This is a genomic window from Geodermatophilus dictyosporus, assembly GCF_900115505.1.
Classification (GTDB): Bacteria; Actinomycetota; Actinomycetes; order Mycobacteriales; family Geodermatophilaceae; genus Geodermatophilus; species Geodermatophilus dictyosporus.
Window position 1 is genome coordinate 610,640 of the sequence record NZ_FOWQ01000002.1, and the last position, 15,544, is coordinate 626,183.

Annotated in this window: 17 protein-coding genes and 1 riboswitch; of the genes, 5 read left to right on the forward strand and 12 right to left on the reverse strand. The window is 77.8% G+C overall.

The annotated features are described in order from the left end of the window. Positions 1-47: 47 nt before the first annotated feature. Together BMZ33_RS06515 and BMZ33_RS06520 are read right to left on the reverse strand one after the other, a co-directional pair. Complete coding sequence (locus BMZ33_RS06515; RefSeq protein WP_091108713.1) at positions 48-716, reverse strand: phosphoribosyltransferase; 669 nt, start codon at positions 714-716, stop codon at positions 48-50. A 246-nt stretch (positions 717-962) separates the two neighbouring features. Beyond that, complete coding sequence (locus tag BMZ33_RS06520) at positions 963-1,646, reverse strand: demethylmenaquinone methyltransferase (RefSeq protein ID WP_169063968.1); 684 nt, start codon at positions 1,644-1,646, stop codon at positions 963-965. Positions 1,647-1,717: 71 nt separating this feature from the next. Here BMZ33_RS06520 and BMZ33_RS06525 point away from each other — a divergent pair, with 71 nt between their 5' ends. Both BMZ33_RS06525 and BMZ33_RS06530 read left to right on the forward strand, forming a co-directional pair. Beyond that, positions 1,718-2,989, forward strand: coding sequence for an isochorismate synthase (locus BMZ33_RS06525; RefSeq protein WP_091108715.1), 1,272 nt, complete (start codon positions 1,718-1,720; stop codon positions 2,987-2,989). A 5-nt stretch (positions 2,990-2,994) separates the two neighbouring features. After that, positions 2,995-3,684, forward strand: coding sequence for a class I SAM-dependent methyltransferase (locus BMZ33_RS06530; RefSeq protein WP_169063969.1), 690 nt, complete (start codon positions 2,995-2,997; stop codon positions 3,682-3,684). On the opposite strand, the gene BMZ33_RS23965 is transcribed toward BMZ33_RS06530, so the two are convergent. The 3 genes from BMZ33_RS23965 to BMZ33_RS06550 all read right to left on the reverse strand — a co-directional run bounded on the left by BMZ33_RS23965 (position 3,672) and on the right by BMZ33_RS06550 (position 7,777). Continuing rightward, positions 3,672-4,796, reverse strand: a complete 1,125-nt coding sequence (locus BMZ33_RS23965; protein ID WP_169063970.1) for a LysM peptidoglycan-binding domain-containing protein — start codon at positions 4,794-4,796, stop codon at positions 3,672-3,674. The genes BMZ33_RS06530 and BMZ33_RS23965 overlap by 13 nt on opposite strands. A gap of 4 nt (positions 4,797-4,800) precedes the next feature. Then, a riboswitch (cyclic di-AMP (ydaO/yuaA leader) is annotated at positions 4,801-4,970 on the reverse strand. A gap of 174 nt (positions 4,971-5,144) precedes the next feature. Beyond that, a complete protein-coding gene (gene menD / locus BMZ33_RS06545; protein ID WP_091108716.1) occupies positions 5,145-6,824 on the reverse strand; it encodes a 2-succinyl-5-enolpyruvyl-6-hydroxy-3-cyclohexene-1-carboxylic-acid synthase in 1,680 nt (559 codons plus the stop codon). Then, positions 6,821-7,777: an o-succinylbenzoate synthase gene (locus BMZ33_RS06550; RefSeq protein WP_169063971.1), complete on the reverse strand. Its 957-nt coding sequence runs from the start codon at positions 7,775-7,777 to the stop codon at positions 6,821-6,823. Before BMZ33_RS06550 ends, menD begins: the two co-directional genes overlap by 4 nt. Positions 7,778-7,868: 91 nt before the next feature. Between BMZ33_RS06550 and menE the strand changes: the two genes are divergently transcribed. Both menE and BMZ33_RS06560 read left to right on the forward strand, forming a co-directional pair. After that, on the forward strand, positions 7,869-9,065 hold the full coding sequence (gene menE / locus BMZ33_RS06555) for an o-succinylbenzoate--CoA ligase (RefSeq protein WP_169063972.1): 1,197 nt from the start codon (positions 7,869-7,871) through the stop codon (positions 9,063-9,065). Beyond that, positions 9,065-9,937 (forward strand): 1,4-dihydroxy-2-naphthoate polyprenyltransferase, encoded by an 873-nt coding sequence (locus BMZ33_RS06560; protein WP_091108913.1) that lies wholly within the window; start codon positions 9,065-9,067, stop codon positions 9,935-9,937. Before menE ends, BMZ33_RS06560 begins: the two co-directional genes overlap by 1 nt. 15 nt (positions 9,938-9,952) lie before the next feature. Here BMZ33_RS06560 and BMZ33_RS06565 read toward each other — a convergent pair whose 3' ends face one another. Further along, positions 9,953-10,255 (reverse strand): DUF4229 domain-containing protein, encoded by a 303-nt coding sequence (locus tag BMZ33_RS06565; RefSeq protein WP_091108719.1) that lies wholly within the window; start codon positions 10,253-10,255, stop codon positions 9,953-9,955. Then, positions 10,248-10,757 (reverse strand): Lrp/AsnC family transcriptional regulator, encoded by a 510-nt coding sequence (locus BMZ33_RS06570; protein ID WP_169063973.1) that lies wholly within the window; start codon positions 10,755-10,757, stop codon positions 10,248-10,250. Before BMZ33_RS06570 ends, BMZ33_RS06565 begins: the two co-directional genes overlap by 8 nt. 27 nt (positions 10,758-10,784) lie before the next feature. Here BMZ33_RS06570 and BMZ33_RS06575 point away from each other — a divergent pair, with 27 nt between their 5' ends. Beyond that, on the forward strand, positions 10,785-11,003 hold the full coding sequence (locus BMZ33_RS06575) for a hypothetical protein (RefSeq protein WP_169063974.1): 219 nt from the start codon (positions 10,785-10,787) through the stop codon (positions 11,001-11,003). Positions 11,004-11,095: 92 nt separating this feature from the next. On the opposite strand, the gene BMZ33_RS06580 is transcribed toward BMZ33_RS06575, so the two are convergent. From BMZ33_RS06580 to BMZ33_RS06600, 5 genes are all read right to left on the reverse strand, one after another. Next, positions 11,096-11,437, reverse strand: a complete 342-nt coding sequence (locus BMZ33_RS06580) for a hypothetical protein (protein ID WP_136697206.1) — start codon at positions 11,435-11,437, stop codon at positions 11,096-11,098. Positions 11,438-11,564: 127 nt separating this feature from the next. After that, a complete protein-coding gene (gene ccsB, locus BMZ33_RS06585; RefSeq protein WP_091108721.1) occupies positions 11,565-12,518 on the reverse strand; it encodes a c-type cytochrome biogenesis protein CcsB in 954 nt (317 codons plus the stop codon). Next, on the reverse strand, positions 12,508-14,154 hold the full coding sequence (resB, locus tag BMZ33_RS06590; protein ID WP_091108722.1) for a cytochrome c biogenesis protein ResB: 1,647 nt from the start codon (positions 14,152-14,154) through the stop codon (positions 12,508-12,510). Before resB ends, ccsB begins: the two co-directional genes overlap by 11 nt. Next, positions 14,151-14,978, reverse strand: a complete 828-nt coding sequence (locus tag BMZ33_RS06595) for a cytochrome c biogenesis CcdA family protein (protein WP_091108723.1) — start codon at positions 14,976-14,978, stop codon at positions 14,151-14,153. Before BMZ33_RS06595 ends, resB begins: the two co-directional genes overlap by 4 nt. Then, the gene (locus BMZ33_RS06600; RefSeq protein ID WP_169063975.1) at positions 14,968-15,534 is read right to left on the reverse strand and encodes a TlpA family protein disulfide reductase; all 567 of its coding nucleotides are present in this window, start codon (positions 15,532-15,534) and stop codon (positions 14,968-14,970) included. Before BMZ33_RS06600 ends, BMZ33_RS06595 begins: the two co-directional genes overlap by 11 nt. Between the last annotated feature and the right edge of the window lie 10 nt (positions 15,535-15,544).

Sequence of the window (15,544 nt, forward strand, 5' to 3'; positions counted from 1 at the left end):
GGCCCCCTCGGTGCTCGGCTGCGGCCCTGCCGGACCGCCGTCCGAGCCTAGGCGGGGGCTCGCGCGAGGGCCGCCCGCACCTCGTCGTCGGTGGTCTGGCCGAAGTCGTCGTAGTACCGGCCGACCGCGCCGAACGGCGACGGGGTCAGCGCGCAGACCACCTCGTCGGCGTCCAGCGCGGCGCACGCGTCGGGCGACCCGACGGGGACGGCGACGACGACGGCGGCGGGTCCGGCGCGGCGCACGGCGGCCAGCGCGGCGCGCACGGTCGAGCCGGTGGCCAGCCCGTCGTCGACCAGGACCACGGTGCGGCCGGCGAGGCGCGGGGGCGGCCGGTCGCCGCGGTAGGCCTCCTGGCGGCGGCGCAGCTCGGCGAGCTCGGCCCGGCGGACCTCGGCGGCGGCGTCGTCGTCGACCGCGTGGTGGGCCAGGACCGCCTCGCTGCGGACGCTCTCGACGGCGTCCCCCACCGCCGCGAGCGCCCCCATCGCCAGCTCCGGGCGGCCGGGCAGGCCGAGCTTGCGGACGGCGACGACGTCGAGCTCCGCCCCGAGCGCGGCGGCCACCTCGGCGGCGACGAGCACCCCGCCGCGGGGCAGGCCGAGGACGAGCGCCCCGGGCCCCAGCGGGACCGCGGCGGCGCGGTCGGGCTCGGTCAGGAGAGCAGCGAGCTGCCGGCCGGCGTCGCGCCGGTCGGCGAAGCGGCGGTCGGCCACCGCGGCGGCCCGGTCAGACGGGGGCGGGCCCCGTGGGCGGCGGGGCGGTCGGGTCCGTGGGGCTCGGCTGCGGGACCGGGGCCGGCGACGGCGGGGGGACCGGGTCCACCGGCGACGGTGACGGACCGGGCGGCTCGGGCAGCGGGAACGGTGTCGTCATGCACGAAAGCTAGTAGAAGGACCCCCTCGCCCCCCACCGCTCGCGAGCTCGCGGCGGGCCCCTGCGAGAGGGCCGACCAGGAGCGCCTACGGGCGGCGGGCGCGGTGGAGGGCGACGATGCCGCCGGTGAGGTCGCGCCACTCGACGTCGGCCCAGCCCGCCGCGCGGATGCGCGCGGCCAGCGCCGGCTGGTCGGGCCAGGCGCGGATCGACTCGGCGAGGTAGACGTAGGCGTCGGGGTTGCTGCTCACCGCGCGGGCGATCCGCGGCAGCGCCCGCACCAGGTACTCGGTGTAGACGGTGCGGAAGGGCGCCCAGGTCGGGCTGGAGAACTCGCAGACCACCAGCGTCCCGCCCGGCCGCACCACCCGGGCGAACTCCCGCAGCGCGACGTCGGGGTCGGCCACGTTGCGCAGCCCGAAGGAGATGACCAGCCCGTCGACGCTGGCGTCGGCCAGCGGCAGCGCCATGGCGTCGCCGGCCACCTTGGGCACCGGGCGCGCGGCGCCGGCGCGCAGCATCCCCTGGGAGAAGTCGCAGGCGATGGCGTGCACGCCGGCGGCCGCGAGCTCGACGGTGGACACCGCGGTGCCGGCGGCGACGTCGAGGACGGTCTGGCCCGGCCGCGCCCCCAGCGCCTCGCGGGTGGCCCGCCGCCAGCCGGCGTCCAGACCGCCGGAGAGCACCGTGTTGGTCACGTCGTAGCGGCGCGCGACCCGGTCGAACATGGCGGCGACGTCGCGCGGCTGCTTGTCCAGTCCGGCCCGCACCCCGGGCCTGTGTGCGCTGTCTCGCCGGGAACCCACGGCGGCCGACGCTACCGGGCTCCTACCCTGGGGGCGTGACCGCGGCTGCGCTGACCTCGCCGGACGCCGTCGCGCCCGCCGTCACCACGGTCGCCCTGGCCGACTCCCCCGACCTGCTGCGCCTGCTGCCCCGCGACGGCGCGCTGTCCTGGGTGCGCCGCGGCGAGGGCCTCGTGGGCTGGGGCGAGGCCGACCGGCTCGAGGTCTCCGGGCCCGGCGCGCTCGCCGAGGCCGCGGCGTGGTGGGCCGACCGCAGCGCCGGCCTGGTGGTCGACGACGGCGTCGGCGTCCCCGGCTCGGGCCCGGTCGTGTTCGGCAGCATCGCCTTCGACCCGGCCGCCGGGACGTCGGTGTTCGTCGTCCCGGAGGTCGTCGTCGGCCGCCGCGCCGACGTGACCTGGCTGACCACCACCGGCGACGTCGACCCGCGCGAGGTCCTCGCGGCCGCCGGGCCGCTGCCGCCGGCGCCGGCCCGGCTGCGCTACGCCGACGGCGTCCTCGACCCCGCGTCGTGGTGCTCGGCGGTGGCCGCCGCCGTGGCGCGCATCGACGACGGCGACCTCGCCAAGGTCGTGCTCGCCCGCGACCTGCTGGTCACCGCCGACGCCCCGCTCGACCCGCGCCGGCTGCTCGAGCGGCTCGCCGACCGCTTCCCCGACTGCTGGACCTTCGCCGTCGACGGGCTGCTCGGCGCCACCCCGGAGCTGCTGCTGCGGCGCACCGGCCGGGAGCTGTCCGCGCGCGTGCTGGCCGGCACCGCACCGCGCGGCGCCGGCGCCGAGGACGAGCGGCTGGCCGTGGGGCTCATGGACAGCGCCAAGGACCGCGCCGAGCACGCCCTCGCCGTCGACTCGCTGGTGCGCGCGCTCGACCCCTACTGCACCGCGCTGTCGGTGCCCGACGGGCCCTCGCTGCTGACGCTGGCCAACGTGCGACACCTGGCCACCGACGTCACCGGCACCCAGCGCCGGTCGGGCCGCCGCGGGTCGGCGGGCCTGCTGGAGCTCGTCGACGCGGTGCACCCGACCGCCGCCGTCTGCGGCACCCCGCCGGACCGGGCCGCCGCGGTGATCGCCGAGCTCGAGGGGTTCGACCGCGGCCGCTACGCCGGGCCGGTCGGCTGGCTCGACGCCGACGGGGACGGCGAGTTCGGCCTCGCCCTGCGCTGCGCCCAGCTCTCCGACGACGACCCGTGCTCGGCACGGCTGTTCGCCGGCTGCGGCATCGTCGCCGGCTCCGACCCCGCCGCCGAGCTGGCCGAGACCCAGTCGAAGTTCGCCGCCGTCCAGGCCGCGCTGGAGAGCTGACCCGCGTGGTCCCGGACCTGCGCTGGGACCACGGTGCGCACTACCGGCCGCTGCTGCTGCGCGCCCTGCCGCGGCGCTGCGAGCGGGTGCTCGAGGTCGGCTGCGGCACCGGTGACCTGGCCGCCGTCCTCGCCGCCCGGGGCGCCACCGTGGACGCCGTCGACCGCTCGCCGGAGATGGCCGCGCTCGCGCGGGCCCGGGTGCCGCCCGGCGTCCGCGTGCTCGAGGGCGACGTGCTGGGGACCGGGCTGCCCCCGGGTGGCTACGACGCCGTCGTGGGCTCGGGCGTGCTGCACCACCTGCCGCTGGAGGAGGCGCTGCGCACCCTGGCCGCGGCGGTGCGGCCGGGCGGCGTGCTGGCGATGGTGGCGCTGCCGCGCACCGACCTGCCCCGCGAGCTGCCGCGGGAGCTGCTGGCCGCCGTGCTGCACCGGGCCGTCGGGCTGCTGCTGGCCCTCCGCGGCCGCCGCTGGGCCGGGCCGCCGCCGGGTATGCCCCTCCGGGAGCCGGAGCTGACGGTGCGCGAGGTGCGGCGCCGGTCAGCGGCGGTGCTGCCCGGCGTCCGGGTGCGGCGGCTGCTGTTCTGGCGCTACCTCCTGGTGTGGCGCCGGCCCGGGTGGGACCGCGCGGACGACGGGGCCCCGACCGCCGGGGTGGCGGTCGGGGCCCCGTGGCGCCGGCGTCAGCCGGCGTAGTTCACGTGCACGTGGTCGAAGTGGTTGGCGGTGACGCCACCGCGGTCCTCCATCGCCTTCCAGGTGCCGGTCGGCGAGGTCAGGATCCGCTGCTCCCAGATGACGTAGGAGACGCCGAGCTCCTCCCAGTGGTCCACGTGGTACTGCGCGATCGCGTCGCCGAGGGCGGCGTCGGACATGACCATGTAGTCCAGGGCCAGGCCGGACGGGTGGCCGTTGGGGTCGACGGCGCTGGCGCGGGTGCCGCCCAGGGTGATGTCGGCGGCGCCCGGCACGTTGCTGACGACGGCGTCCGCCGCCGCCTGCACCACGTCGCGGACCGGGCCGGCGGAGTTGGTGATCGTCGCGGTCGCACCGGCCGACGCGACCTCGGGGGCGGCCTGGGCCAGCGGGGCGACCGGGGCGGCGAGCGCGGACGTGCCGGCGGTGGCCGTGGTGGCGGCCTCGGCGGGCGCCCCGGTCGCCGACCCGGCGAGCGCGAGCACCTGGCCCGGGTGGATCCGGTTCGGGTTGCTGCCGATGGTCTCGGCGTTGCGCTGGTAGAGGTCGCGCCACTTCTCGCCGTGGGCGGCGGCGATCCTCTGGATCGTGTCGCCGCGCTCGACCGCGTAGTCGCTGCCGGAGGCGGCGTGCCGGCCGTAGTCGTCGGCGTCGTGGTCGTGGTCGTGGTCGTCGTGGTCGCGCTGCTCGGCGGGCTGCGCGGCGGCGGGCTGTGCGGCGGGCGCCTCGGCGGCGGCTGCGGTGGTGCCGTCGGTGAGGTGCTTGCCGCAGCTCGGCCACGCGCCGATGCCCTGGCCGGCCAGGACGCGCTCGGCGACCTCGACCTGCTGGGCGGGGGTGGCGAGGTCGGCGCGCGGGGCGAGGTCGGTGCCGCCGAACGCGGCCCAGGTCGACTGGCTGAACTGCAGGCCGCCGTAGTAGCCGTTGCCGGTGTTGGTGCTCCAGTTGCCGCTCGACTCGCACTGGGCGACACCGGTCCAGTCGTGACCGGTGGCCGCCGAGGCGGGCGAGCTGAGGACGCCGAGCCCGACCACGGTGGCGCCGGCGGCGACAGGGGCCTTGGCGATGACCTTCTTGGTGCGGACGTAGCGGGGTGCGCGGTGCTTGGCCATGGTGATGATCTCCCGATCACCGCCGGCGAGGTGAGCTGTCGGGTTCGGGCGATCGAGTGCCCGGCCGCGGTTCGCGGCTTCACCCCGGAGGCGCGCTCCGACAGGCCCTCGTGGGCCGTCGCGCGCCGGAAGTGGTTCCCCCACCCCTGCCCTGGGACTGGACGGTTGGCGCGCGGTGGGCAGGGTTTGGCGGACCGGCGCTGCGCTCCTGTTTGCTGAGCGCGACCAAAACGTTACGTGTCGTCATGTCGACTGTCGCCGTGTCGTAGGTCACACCGGGCCGTCCGCGGCGTGTCGCCGACGGCGTGTCCCCCGGCCGGCGGCTGTGTGACGGACCGTTCCCGCTGGTCAGGCCAGTGCGGCGACCGCGGCGTCGCGGATCGCGACCGCGAGGTCGGCCTCGGCGTGCTGGTCGGTGCGCGCCACCACCACCCGGGGGCCGCCGAGGGCGAGCGCCGCGGTGAGCTCCTGCGGCGTCGTCACCGCCGTCGCCGCCCAGCCCAGCGCCCCGGCGACGGCGACCAGGTCGCGGCCGTGCGGTGTCCCGAACACCCGCCGGTAGTCGCGGGCGTACGCGGAGCGCCCCGGCTCGAGCTGGGCGAAGATCCCGCCGCCGTCGTTGTCGGGCACCACCACGGTGAGGTCCGGACGCGGTTCGCCCTCACCGGTCAGCAGCCCCTGCAGGTCGTGCAGGAACGTGAGGTCACCCAGGAGCGCCACGGCCGGGCCGCCGTGCACCACCGCCGCCCCGAGCGCCGTCGAGATCGTGCCGTCGATCCCGGCGACGCCGCGGTTGGCGAGCACGGTGAGGTCGCCGCGGGGGACGGCGAGCCGGTCGACGTCGCGCACCGGTGTCGAGGAGCCGAGCACGAGCAGGGCCCCGGAGGGCAGCGCGGCCACCACGTCCCGGGCCAGGCGGGCGGCGGTCAGCGCGGGTGCGGCGTCCAGCAGCGCGTCGACCGCCGTCCCGACCCGGCCGCCCGCGTCCCGCCACGCCTCCGCCCAGCCGTCGCCGTACCCCGGACCGGCCGGCGGGGCGTCCCGGCCGACCGCCGCGCTGGTCCGGCCGGCGTCGGGCCAGCGCGGTGCCACGGCGACGGTCTCCACCCGCACGCGCGGGTCGGCCAGGAGCGCCGACACCGGCCGGGACAGGGTCGGGCGGCCGACCACGACCACCCGCTCGGGGCGGTGCGCGTCCAGCCAGCCGGCGACGCCGAGCACCAGCGCCCCGCCGCGGACGGCGTCGCCGGTCCAGGCACCGCCGCTGGGCTCGGCGACCACCGGCCAGCCGGCCACCCCGGCACCCTCGGCCCAGGCGCGCCCGACGGCGGTCGGCCCGTCGCCGGCCACGACCAGCGTGCGCACCCCGCCGTCGACCGGCGCGGACGCCACCGGGGCGGGCCGGCCGGCGGTCCACGGCGCACCGCCGGCCCGGCCGGCCCACGGACCGGCGAGCTCGCCGGGCTCCCCGTCGGGCAGCAGCGGCTCGCGGAAGGGCAGGTCGAGGTGCACCGGGCCCGAGTCGGCCGACAGCGCGCCGGTGGCCGCCAGCACCGCCCGCGACACGACGGAGCGCCAGTAGCGGTTCTGCGCCTCCTCGCGGCCGGCCTCGGGCACGCCGACGTCGGCCGACCAGCGCACCGCCCCGCCGTAGAGCCCGGGCTGCTCGACGGTCTGGTTGGCCCCGGTGGCGCGCAGCTCCGGCGGCCGGTCGGCGGTGAGCGCCAGCAGCGGCACGCCGCTCGCGTCGGCCTCCAGGACGGCGGCGTGCAGGTGCGCGGCCGCCGTCCCGGAGGTGGTGAGGACCGGCACCGGGCGGCCCGAGGCGCGGGCCAGGCCGAGGGCGAGGAAGGCCGCCGTCCGCTCGTCGATGCGCACGTGCAGCCGCAGCACGCCGGCCCGCTCCGCCGCGGCCAGCGCGAGCGCGACCGGCGCCGAGCGCGAGCCGGGGGCCAGCACCGCGTCGGTGACGCCGTGCCGGGCCAGCTCGTCGACCAGCACGCGGGCCAGCGCGGTCGAGGGGTTCACGCGGCGAGCACCGCCGCGAGCCGCCCGGTCCAGCGGGCCGTCACGTCGTCGTCGGCGGCGACGGCGGCTCTCCGGTCGGGCGCCACGGCGCGCACCGGCAGGGCGCCGTCGACCGGGAGCAGCGGTGCCGAGGACACGTCCTGCGCCAGCAGCGCGACCGTGGCCAGCCCGCAGGCGAAGGGCAGCTCCGGCAGCGCCGCGGCCAGCGCCACCCCCGCGGCGATGCCCACCGAGGACTCCAGCGCGGAGGAGACCACGCACGGCAGGCCGTGCGCCTCGGCCACCCGCAGGGCCGCGCGCACGCCGCCCAACGGCTGCACCTTGAGGACGACGACGTCGCACGCCTCGCGCAGGTCGACCGCGAGCGGGTCGGCCGCGCGCCGCACCACCTCGTCGGCGGCCACCCGGACGTCGACCCGGCGGCGCAGCGCGGCCAGCTCCGCGAGGCCGGCACAGGGCTGCTCGACGTACTCCAGCCCCACCCGGTCCAGCTGCCCGATCCGGACGACGGCGGTGTCGACGTCCCAGGCGGCGTTGGCGTCCACCCGCACGGCGCCGTCCGGACCGAGGGCGTCGCGGACGGCCTCGACCCGGGCGAGGTCGTCGGCGGCGGTCTGGCCGGGCTCGGCCACCTTCACCTTCGCCGTCCGGCAGCCCGAGGCGGACACGATCGCGTGCGCCCGCTCGGCGTCGACCGCCGGCACCGTCACGTTCACCGGCACCGTGTCGCGCACCGGAGGCGGCCAGTCCCCCGCCGCCGCCTCCGCGGCGGCGGCCCACCAGCGGCGGCTCTCGGCGGCGTCGTAGTCCCAGAACGGGGAGAACTCGCCCCAGCCGCCCGGACCGCGCACCAGCACCCCGTCGCGGACGTCGATGCCGCGGAAGCGGGTGCGCATCGGCACCGACCACACCGCCAGCTCGTCGATCCCCGGCGGGAGGGCGGCGGTGATCACGCCCGCCAGCGTATGGCCCTCCTGCAGGGCCCGCCGCGAGCCTGCGAGTGGTGGGGGGGCAGGAGGGTCCTCTTCCGTACCCTGGCTCGACGTGCCCCGGCAGCTGACCGTCCTCACCGCGCCGGACTCCCCCGACGCCGTCCTCGGCACCGTGCTGCCCGCCGTCCGCGCCTGCCTCGACGGGACCGCGCCGCTCGCCGTCCTCCCCGCCGGGCCGCCCGAGGCCGCGGCCCGGGAGGTCCTCGCGCCGGCCGAGCCGCTCGAGGACGGCGCCGACCTCGTCGTCGTCACCTCCGGCTCCACCGGCCGCGGCCGCGGCGTGCTGCTGACCGCCGCGGCGCTGCGGGCCTCGGGCACCGCGACGCTGGCGCGGCTGGGCGGCCCGGGGACGTGGCTGCTGGCCCTGCCGGTGTCGGCGATCGCCGGGCTGCAGGTGCTGTGCCGCTCGGTGCTGGCCGGCACCGGGCCGACCGTCCTCGGGCCCGGGGAGTCGCTGGCCGCGGCGGTCAGGCGGACCGGCGGCGACCGGCGCTACACCGCCCTCGTGCCCACCCAGCTGCACCGGTACCTGGAGCGCGAGCCCGCGGCGCTGCGCGCGTTCGACGCCGTGCTGGTGGGCGGCGCGGCCACCGACCCGGGGCTGCTGGCGCGCGCCCGCGAGGAGGGGGTGGCCGTGGTGACCACCTACGGCACGACCGAGACGGCCGGCGGGTGCGTCTACGACGGCGTCCCGCTCGACGGCGTGCGCGTGCGCGCCGACGACGAGGGGATCGCCGTCGCGGGCCCGGTGCTCGCGCTCGGGTACCGGCGCGACCCGGCCGCCACGGCCGCGGCCTTCGCCGGCGGGGAGTTCCGCACCCGCGACGCCGGGTCGGTCGGGCCCGACGGGCGGCTGACCGTGCACGGCCGGCTGGACGACGTCGTGGTGACCGGCGGGGTGAACGTCGCCCCCCAGGCGGTCGAGGGCGCGCTGCGCGAGCACCCCGCCGTCGCCGACGCCGTCGTCTTCGGCCGTCCCGACGAGGAGTGGGGGCAGCGCGTGGTGGCCGCCGTCGTCCCGGCGGGCGGGGAGGCGCCCGACCTCGCCGTCCTGCGGCCGTGGGTGGCCGCGCGGCTGGGGAGCCCCTCGGCGCCGCGCGAGCTGCACGTCATCGCGGCGGTGCCGACGCTGCACACCGGCAAGCCCGACCGCCGCGGGGTCGCCGCCGCGGCGACGGACCGGCACGGCCCGCCTGCGGGGTCCCGCCGCGAGCCCGCGAGTGGCGGGCAGCAGGGGGGTCCTTCGTGATGGCCACCCCCGCGCAGTGGGTGGCCGGTGCCCGGCCGCGCACCCTGCCCGCCGCGCTGGCGCCGGTCCTGGTGGGCAGCGGCGCCGCGGCCGCGCTCGGCGGCTTCCGGCCGGTCCCGGCGCTGCTGGCCCTGCTGGTGGCGCTGGCCCTGCAGGTGGCGGTCAACTACGCCAACGACCACTCCGACGGCAAGCGCGGCACCGACGCCGACCGGGTCGGGCCGATGCGGCTGGTCGGCTCGGGCGCGGCCTCGGCGCGGCAGGTGCTGGTGGCCGCGCTGCTGGCCTTCGCCGTCGCCGGTGTCGCGGGGCTGGTGCTGGCCGCGCTGTCGAGCTGGTGGCTGGTCGCCGTCGGCGCGGTGTGCATCGCGGCGGCCTGGACCTACACCGGCGGCCCGCTGCCCTACGGCTACCGGGCGCTGGGCGAGCTCTTCGTCTTCGTCTTCTTCGGCCTGGTCGCCGTGGCCGGGACGACCTTCGTGCAGACCGGCCGGGTGGAGGGCCTGGCGCTGGCCGCGGCGGTGCCGATCGGGCTGATGTCGGTCGCCCTGCTGGTGGTCAACAACCTGCGCGACGTCGAGGGCGACGCGCGGGTGGGCAAGCGCACGCTGGCGGTGCTGCTCGGTGACCGCGCCACCCGGCGGTTCTACGTCGGGCTGCTCGCGGTCGCGTTCGCCGTCGTCCTCGCCATCGGGGTGGACCGGCCGTGGGCGCTGCTGGCGCTGGCCGCCGCCCCGCTGGCGGTGCCGCCGTCCCGGGTGGTGCTCTCCGGCGGCCGGGGGCCGGCGCTGATCGCCGCGCTGCAGGCCACCGGCCTGCTCACCCTGGTCACCGGCGTGCTGCTGGCGGCCGGCCTGGCCCTGTCGGCCTGAGGGGCGGGCCGGCCGTCAGGCCGCGGCGTCGCCGCTGAGGCGGGCGCGCAGCTGCTCCTTGGCGTGCCGCCTCTCCTCCTGCCGCAGCACCAGCGCCGTGCTCAGCCGCTCGCGCGAGCGGCGCAGCACGAAGTAGGCCACCGGCATCGACAGCACCAGCCCGAACAGCAGGCCCGACCAGAAGTCGAGGCCGACCATCCAGAGGACCACGGTCAGCACCGCGAAGACCGCCAGCCGGCCGACGGTGTGGACCACCAGCCAGGGCAGCACCTTCGGGCGCTCCGCCGGCGTCCCGGTCGTGCGGTCCTGCTCAGCCATGACGGCCCTCCCACTTCGTCGACAGCACCACGGTGGTGCGGGTGCGGGCGACACCCCTGATCCTGTTCAACGCGCTGATGGTGGCCTCCAGTGCCGGGATGTCGGTCACGCGCACCTTGAGCACGTAGGCCTCGCTGCCGGCCACCCGCCAGCAGTCCTCGACCTCGGTCAGCTCCCGCAGGGCCGCCTCGACGCCGGTGTCGTCGACCGAGTCGCTCTCGATGACGCCGACCAGCGCGGTGACGTCCAGGCCGACCGCGACGGGGTCGACGACGGCGCGGTAGCCGGTGATGACGCCCGCGGCCTCCAGCTTGCCGACGCGCTCGTGCACCGACGGCGCGGAGAGGCCGACCTGGCGGGCCAGCTCGGCGTAGCTGGCCCGGCCGTTGTCGCGCAGCAGGTCGATCAGCTGCCGGTCGACGGCGTCGATGGGTCTCTCCGTCCTGCTCGGGCCCGGGGCCGTGTCGCGCTCCGTCCCCCGAGTATCCCCGCGTGCGTACATTGGCCGCACGGACCCGTTCATGAGGGGGTGGCGCGGGTGTTCGCGGTGCTGCTGGTGGTCGCGGTGGTCGTGGTCGTGCTCGTCGTGCGCGCGACGGCAGCCGCCGGGAGCGGGGTGCGCCCGCCGCGGCAGGCCCGCCGTCCGCGCCCGTCGCAGGCGGCCCGTCCGGTGGCCCCCGACGACGACCCCGAGTTCCTCCGCGAGCTCGCCCGCCGCGTCCGCCGGGACGACGGCTCCCCCGCGTAACGGTCCGGGGGTTGCTGGCCGGAGCGACCAGTCGTGGCCCCGCTGCAGGGCCCACCGCGAGCGCGAGTGGTGGGGGCAGCGGGGTCCACTCGCTAGGCCGCGCGGCCGCCGAAGAGGCGCCGCCAGCCGCGCCGGGCCGGCGACTCCGGGTCGTCCCCGGGTCCGGGTACCGGCGGGACGGCGTCGATGCGCGCGGTCTCCGCCCCGTCGTCGGTCGAGCCGGGCCAGCCCAGCCCGCCCCCGGTGGTGGTGTCCCCCGGCCAGCCCAGGCCGCTCTCCGTGCCCTGCGTGGAGCCGGCACCCTGCGTGGAGCCCGTGCCCCCGGTGGACGCCGACGCGTGCCGCCGGCCGGGTGCGCCGTCCTGCTGCCGGGCGAGCGCGGCTGCGACGATCGGGTCGGTGCCGGCGTCGTCGGCGGCTGCGTGCCTAGCCACGGTGGCCTCCTCGCCGGTCCCCCGCACGTGCGGTCATGCGGAGCATGGAAGCACGCAACCGACCCGACCGGCGCCCGCACCCCTGCTCAGGGGGCGCGAGTGCCCTGGTGGGGCGGGTGGTGCGGACTCAGTCCACGCCGCCGTAGCTGTGCAGGCCGGTGGAGACCATGTTCACGTACAGCAGGTTGAACAGCACCATGCCGAAGCCGACGACGTTGACCCACGCCGCGGGCCGGCCCCGCCAGCCCGCCGTCGTCCGCGCGTGCAGGTAGGCGGCGTAGACGACCCAGGAGATGAACATCCAGGTCTCCTTGGGGTCCCAGCCCCAGAACCGGCCCCAGGCGCTCTCGGCCCAGATCGCGCCGGCGATCATGGCGAAGGTGTAGATCGGGAAGCCGAAGACCGCGGTGCGGTGGGCCAGCCGGTCCAGGCTCGCCGCGCTCGGCACCCGGGCGACCAGGTCGGCGCCGTCGCCGCCCCGCGCCTCGTACCGCGACCGCACCAGGTACAGCGCGCTGGCGATGCCGCTGACCAGGAAGACGCCCGAGCCGAGGATGGCGCTGGTGACGTGCACGGCCAGCCAGCTCGACCGCAGCGCCGCCACCAGCGGGCCGCCCTCGACGTAGAGGAACAGGCCGATCGCCACCAGGCTGACCACGACCGGGGCGAGCACGAACAGGCCCAGGTGGCGCAGGCCCGGCGAGCGCACCGCCAGCACGAGGAAGGCCACCACGGCGACGAGCACGACGGCCGTCGCGAACTCGTACATGTTGCCCCAGGGCAGCCGGTCGGTGGCCAGCCCGCGGGCGACCAGGACCCCGGCGTGGGCGAGCGCGCCGAGCGCGGTGAGCAGCATCGCGACCCGGCCCCAGCGGCGCACCGCGGGCGGGTCGGCCCCGGGGGCGGACGCAGCGGTGGCGCCGGGCTCGGCCGGCGCGCCGGAGCCGACCAGCTCGCGCGCGCGGGCGGGCCGGCGGCCGAAGGCCAGCTGGGCGCAGAACGCCACGACGGCCAGGGAGTACAGGCCGACGCTGCTGGAGAACAGCGTGTCGGACAGGTCGGCCAGCTGGTCAGCGGTCACGCGGGGAGGCCTCCGGTTCCGGTGCGGCCCCGTCGGACGGGGCGCGGGCTGCGGCGCGGGCCGCCAGGGCCGCCCGCAGGTCGTCGGTCAGGGCGGCGAAGCGCGGGGCGCCGTCGCCGCTGCCGCGGGTCAGCACGCCGACGCCGAGCACGGTACCGCCGTCCGCAGGGGCGGCGGTGGCGCGGGCGAAGACGCGCTCCCGGCGCAGCAGGAGCATGCCGAGCAGGCCGGCCAGGACGGCGATCGCGGCGGCGAGCACCCACACCTGGCCGGGGTCGTGCGAGAACTGCAGCGCGGCGAACTCGGCGTAGCCGGTGAAGGTCACCGTCGTGCCGTCGGGCAGCGTCGTCGACTCCCCCACCGCCAGGTTCGCCGAGCCGACCTCGGTGAGCCGGCCGCGCTCGATCTGCGAGGTGTCCAGCGAGTACACCGACTGCGGCAGGCCCGAGTCCAGCCCCAGGTAGCCCTGGTAGGCCACGATCGCGACCTGCGGCGCCAGCGGCTGCGGGTTGATCGAGGTGAGGATGCCGTCGCGGACCATGCCGGTCGGGGCGAAGAACCCCTGCAGGGCGAGCTGGTCCTCGGCGCCGGCGCCGAGGTCGGGCAGCTTGAGCGCGCCCTCGCTGGCCATCGTGCTCTGCTCGGTGGGCAGGAACGGCGCCGAGACGTCGTCGAAGGTCGAGCCGTCGGGCAGCGTCACGGTGAACCGCGGGGCGAAGCCGTGGCCGGTCACGTACACGCGGTCGCCGTCGACCCGCAGCGGGTCGTTAACGCCGATCGTCGCCGGCCGGCCCTCCTGCCCCGGCGGGCCGTAGGTGATGTCCGCGGTGAACGAGGCGGCGGTGAGGTCCTCCTCGTACTCGGCGCGGAAGTCCTCGAGGCCCACGCAGACCGGCGTCAGGTCGCTGCCCTCGACCAGCGCGCCGGAGGAGTGGGTGTCGTACTGCTGGAAGGAGTTGCAGAACCGGCCGCCCTCGGTGACCAGGATGCTGCCCTCGTAGCCCCACAGCTTGCCCCCGGCCAGCGCCAGCAGCAGCGCCACCAGCGCGAGGTGGAAGACCAGGTTGCCGGCCTCCTTGAGCAGCCCCTTCTCCGCCGACAGCTCTTCCACGCCCCCGCGCTCGCGGCGGACGACGCGGTGGCGGCGCACCCGCAGCTCCTCCTCGACGACGTCGAGGGCCTCGGGCGCCGGCAGCGGGGTGGGCAGCTCCGCGGCGTCGGGCAGCCGCGAGAGCCGGCGCGGGGCCGGCGGCGGCGGGGTGCGCAGCGCGCGGGCGTGCTCCAGGGCGCGGGGCAGCACGCAGCCGATGAGCGAGACGAACAGCAGCAGGTAGACCGCGGCGAACCACGGGGAGCTGAAGACGTCGAAGAGGTAGAGCCGGTCGAGCACCGGCGCGAGCGTCGGGTGGTCGGCGAAGTACTGGCTGACGTTGGCCTGCGACAGCGAGCGCTGCGGCAGCAGCGAGCCGGGGACGGCCGCCAGCGCGAGCAGGAACAGCAGCACGATCGCCGTCCGCATCGCGGTCAGCCGGCGCCACTGGCGCAGCAGGAACCCGCCGAGCCGGCGGACGGCCGACGGCCGGGCGGGCGGCGGCGGGGGCGCGGCGGCCTCCCGCGGCGGGGCGGCGAGACTCACAGCAGCGACTCCCCCAGGCCGGTGGCGGCCAGCCACGAGCGCAGCCACGACATCATCTCGCTCCAGGCGCCGGTCACCAGCAGCAGCCCGACCACGACGAGGACGGCGCCGCCGAAGCGGGTGACGGCGCGGGCGTGCCGGCGCAGGAACGTCGTCGCCCCGACCGCCCAGCGGGCGCCGAGTGCGACGAGCACGAACGGCACGCCCAGGCCCAGGCAGTAGGCCACCGACAGCAGCGCACCCCGGCCGGCGGTGGCCTCGGTGTAGGCCAGCGAGTAGACCGCCGAGAGCGTCGGGCCCAGGCACGGCGTCCAGCCGAGCCCGAAGACGACGCCGAGCAGCGGCGCCCCGGCCAGGCCCGCGGCCGGGCGCACCGACAGCCGGGCGGTGCGCTGCAGCAGCGGCAGCCGGCCGAGGAAGGCCAGCCCGACGACGATGACGACGACGCCCATCACCCGGGTGATCACGTCGTCGTACTGCACGAGCAGCCGGCCCAGCCCGCCGAAGGCGGTGCCCACGGCGACGAAGACGGCGGTGAAGCCGAGGACGAACAGCAGCGCGCCGAGCACCATCCGCCCGCGCGGGGAGCGCTCGTCGGCGCGGACGGCGGTGACGGTGGCACCGGGCGCCGTGCCGTCGCCGGCGGGGACCGGGGCGGCGGTGCGCACGCCGCTGCCCACCAGGCCGGTGACGTAGGACAGGTAGCCGGGCACCAGCGGCAGCACGCACGGCGAGGCGAAGCTGACCAGCCCGACGAGGGCGGCGACGGCCGCGGCGACCAGCAGCGGGCCGTCGGTGACCAGCGCGGCGAACTCAGCTCCCACCCGAGCCCTCCCCGAGCAGCGAGTCGATCACCGCGCGCAGGTCGTCCTGGGCGACCTCGCCGGTGTAGACGGCGGCCACCCGGCCGTCCCGGTCGAGCACGATGGTGGACGGGATCGCCGTCGCGGGGTAGTCCCGGAACGCCAGGGCCACCTCGCCGGCGGGGTCGTACAGAGAGGGGAACTCGATGCCCTCGCTGTCGACGAACGCCTGGGCGAACTGCTCGTCGGTCTCCTTGACGTTCAGGCCGAGGAACGCCACGCCCTCGTCGCGGACGTCGGCGTAGACCTCCTGGAACTGCGGCGTCTCCACGCGGCAGGGCGGGCACCACGAGCCCCAGAAGTTGAGCACGGCGACCCGGCCGTCGAGCACGGCGGAGGTCCAGTCGCCGCCGCCGAGCAGGGTGCCGCCGAATTCGGGTGCGGCGTCCCGCTCGGCCTCCGGGATGACCTCGCCGGCCGGGGTGGCCGCGACGAAGCGGAACTGGCCGCCGTTGGCGACGTCGACCTGGCCCTCGCCGGTCGAGCAGCCGGTGAGCAGGGCGAGGGCCGCGGTCACGGCGAGCAGG

Excerpts from the sequence above, each read along its gene's own strand:
- BMZ33_RS06565 (WP_091108719.1), bottom strand. The coding sequence starts at position 10,255 with ATGGCTGAGCAGGACCGCACGACCGGGACGCCGGCGGAGCGCCCGAAG.
- BMZ33_RS06560 (WP_091108913.1), top strand. The coding sequence starts at position 9,065 with ATGGCCACCCCCGCGCAGTGGGTGGCCGGTGCCCGGCCGCGCACCCTG.
- BMZ33_RS23965 (WP_169063970.1), bottom strand. The coding sequence starts at position 4,796 with ATGGCCAAGCACCGCGCACCCCGCTACGTCCGCACCAAGAAGGTCATC.
- BMZ33_RS06570 (WP_169063973.1), bottom strand. The coding sequence starts at position 10,757 with ATGTACGCACGCGGGGATACTCGGGGGACGGAGCGCGACACGGCCCCG.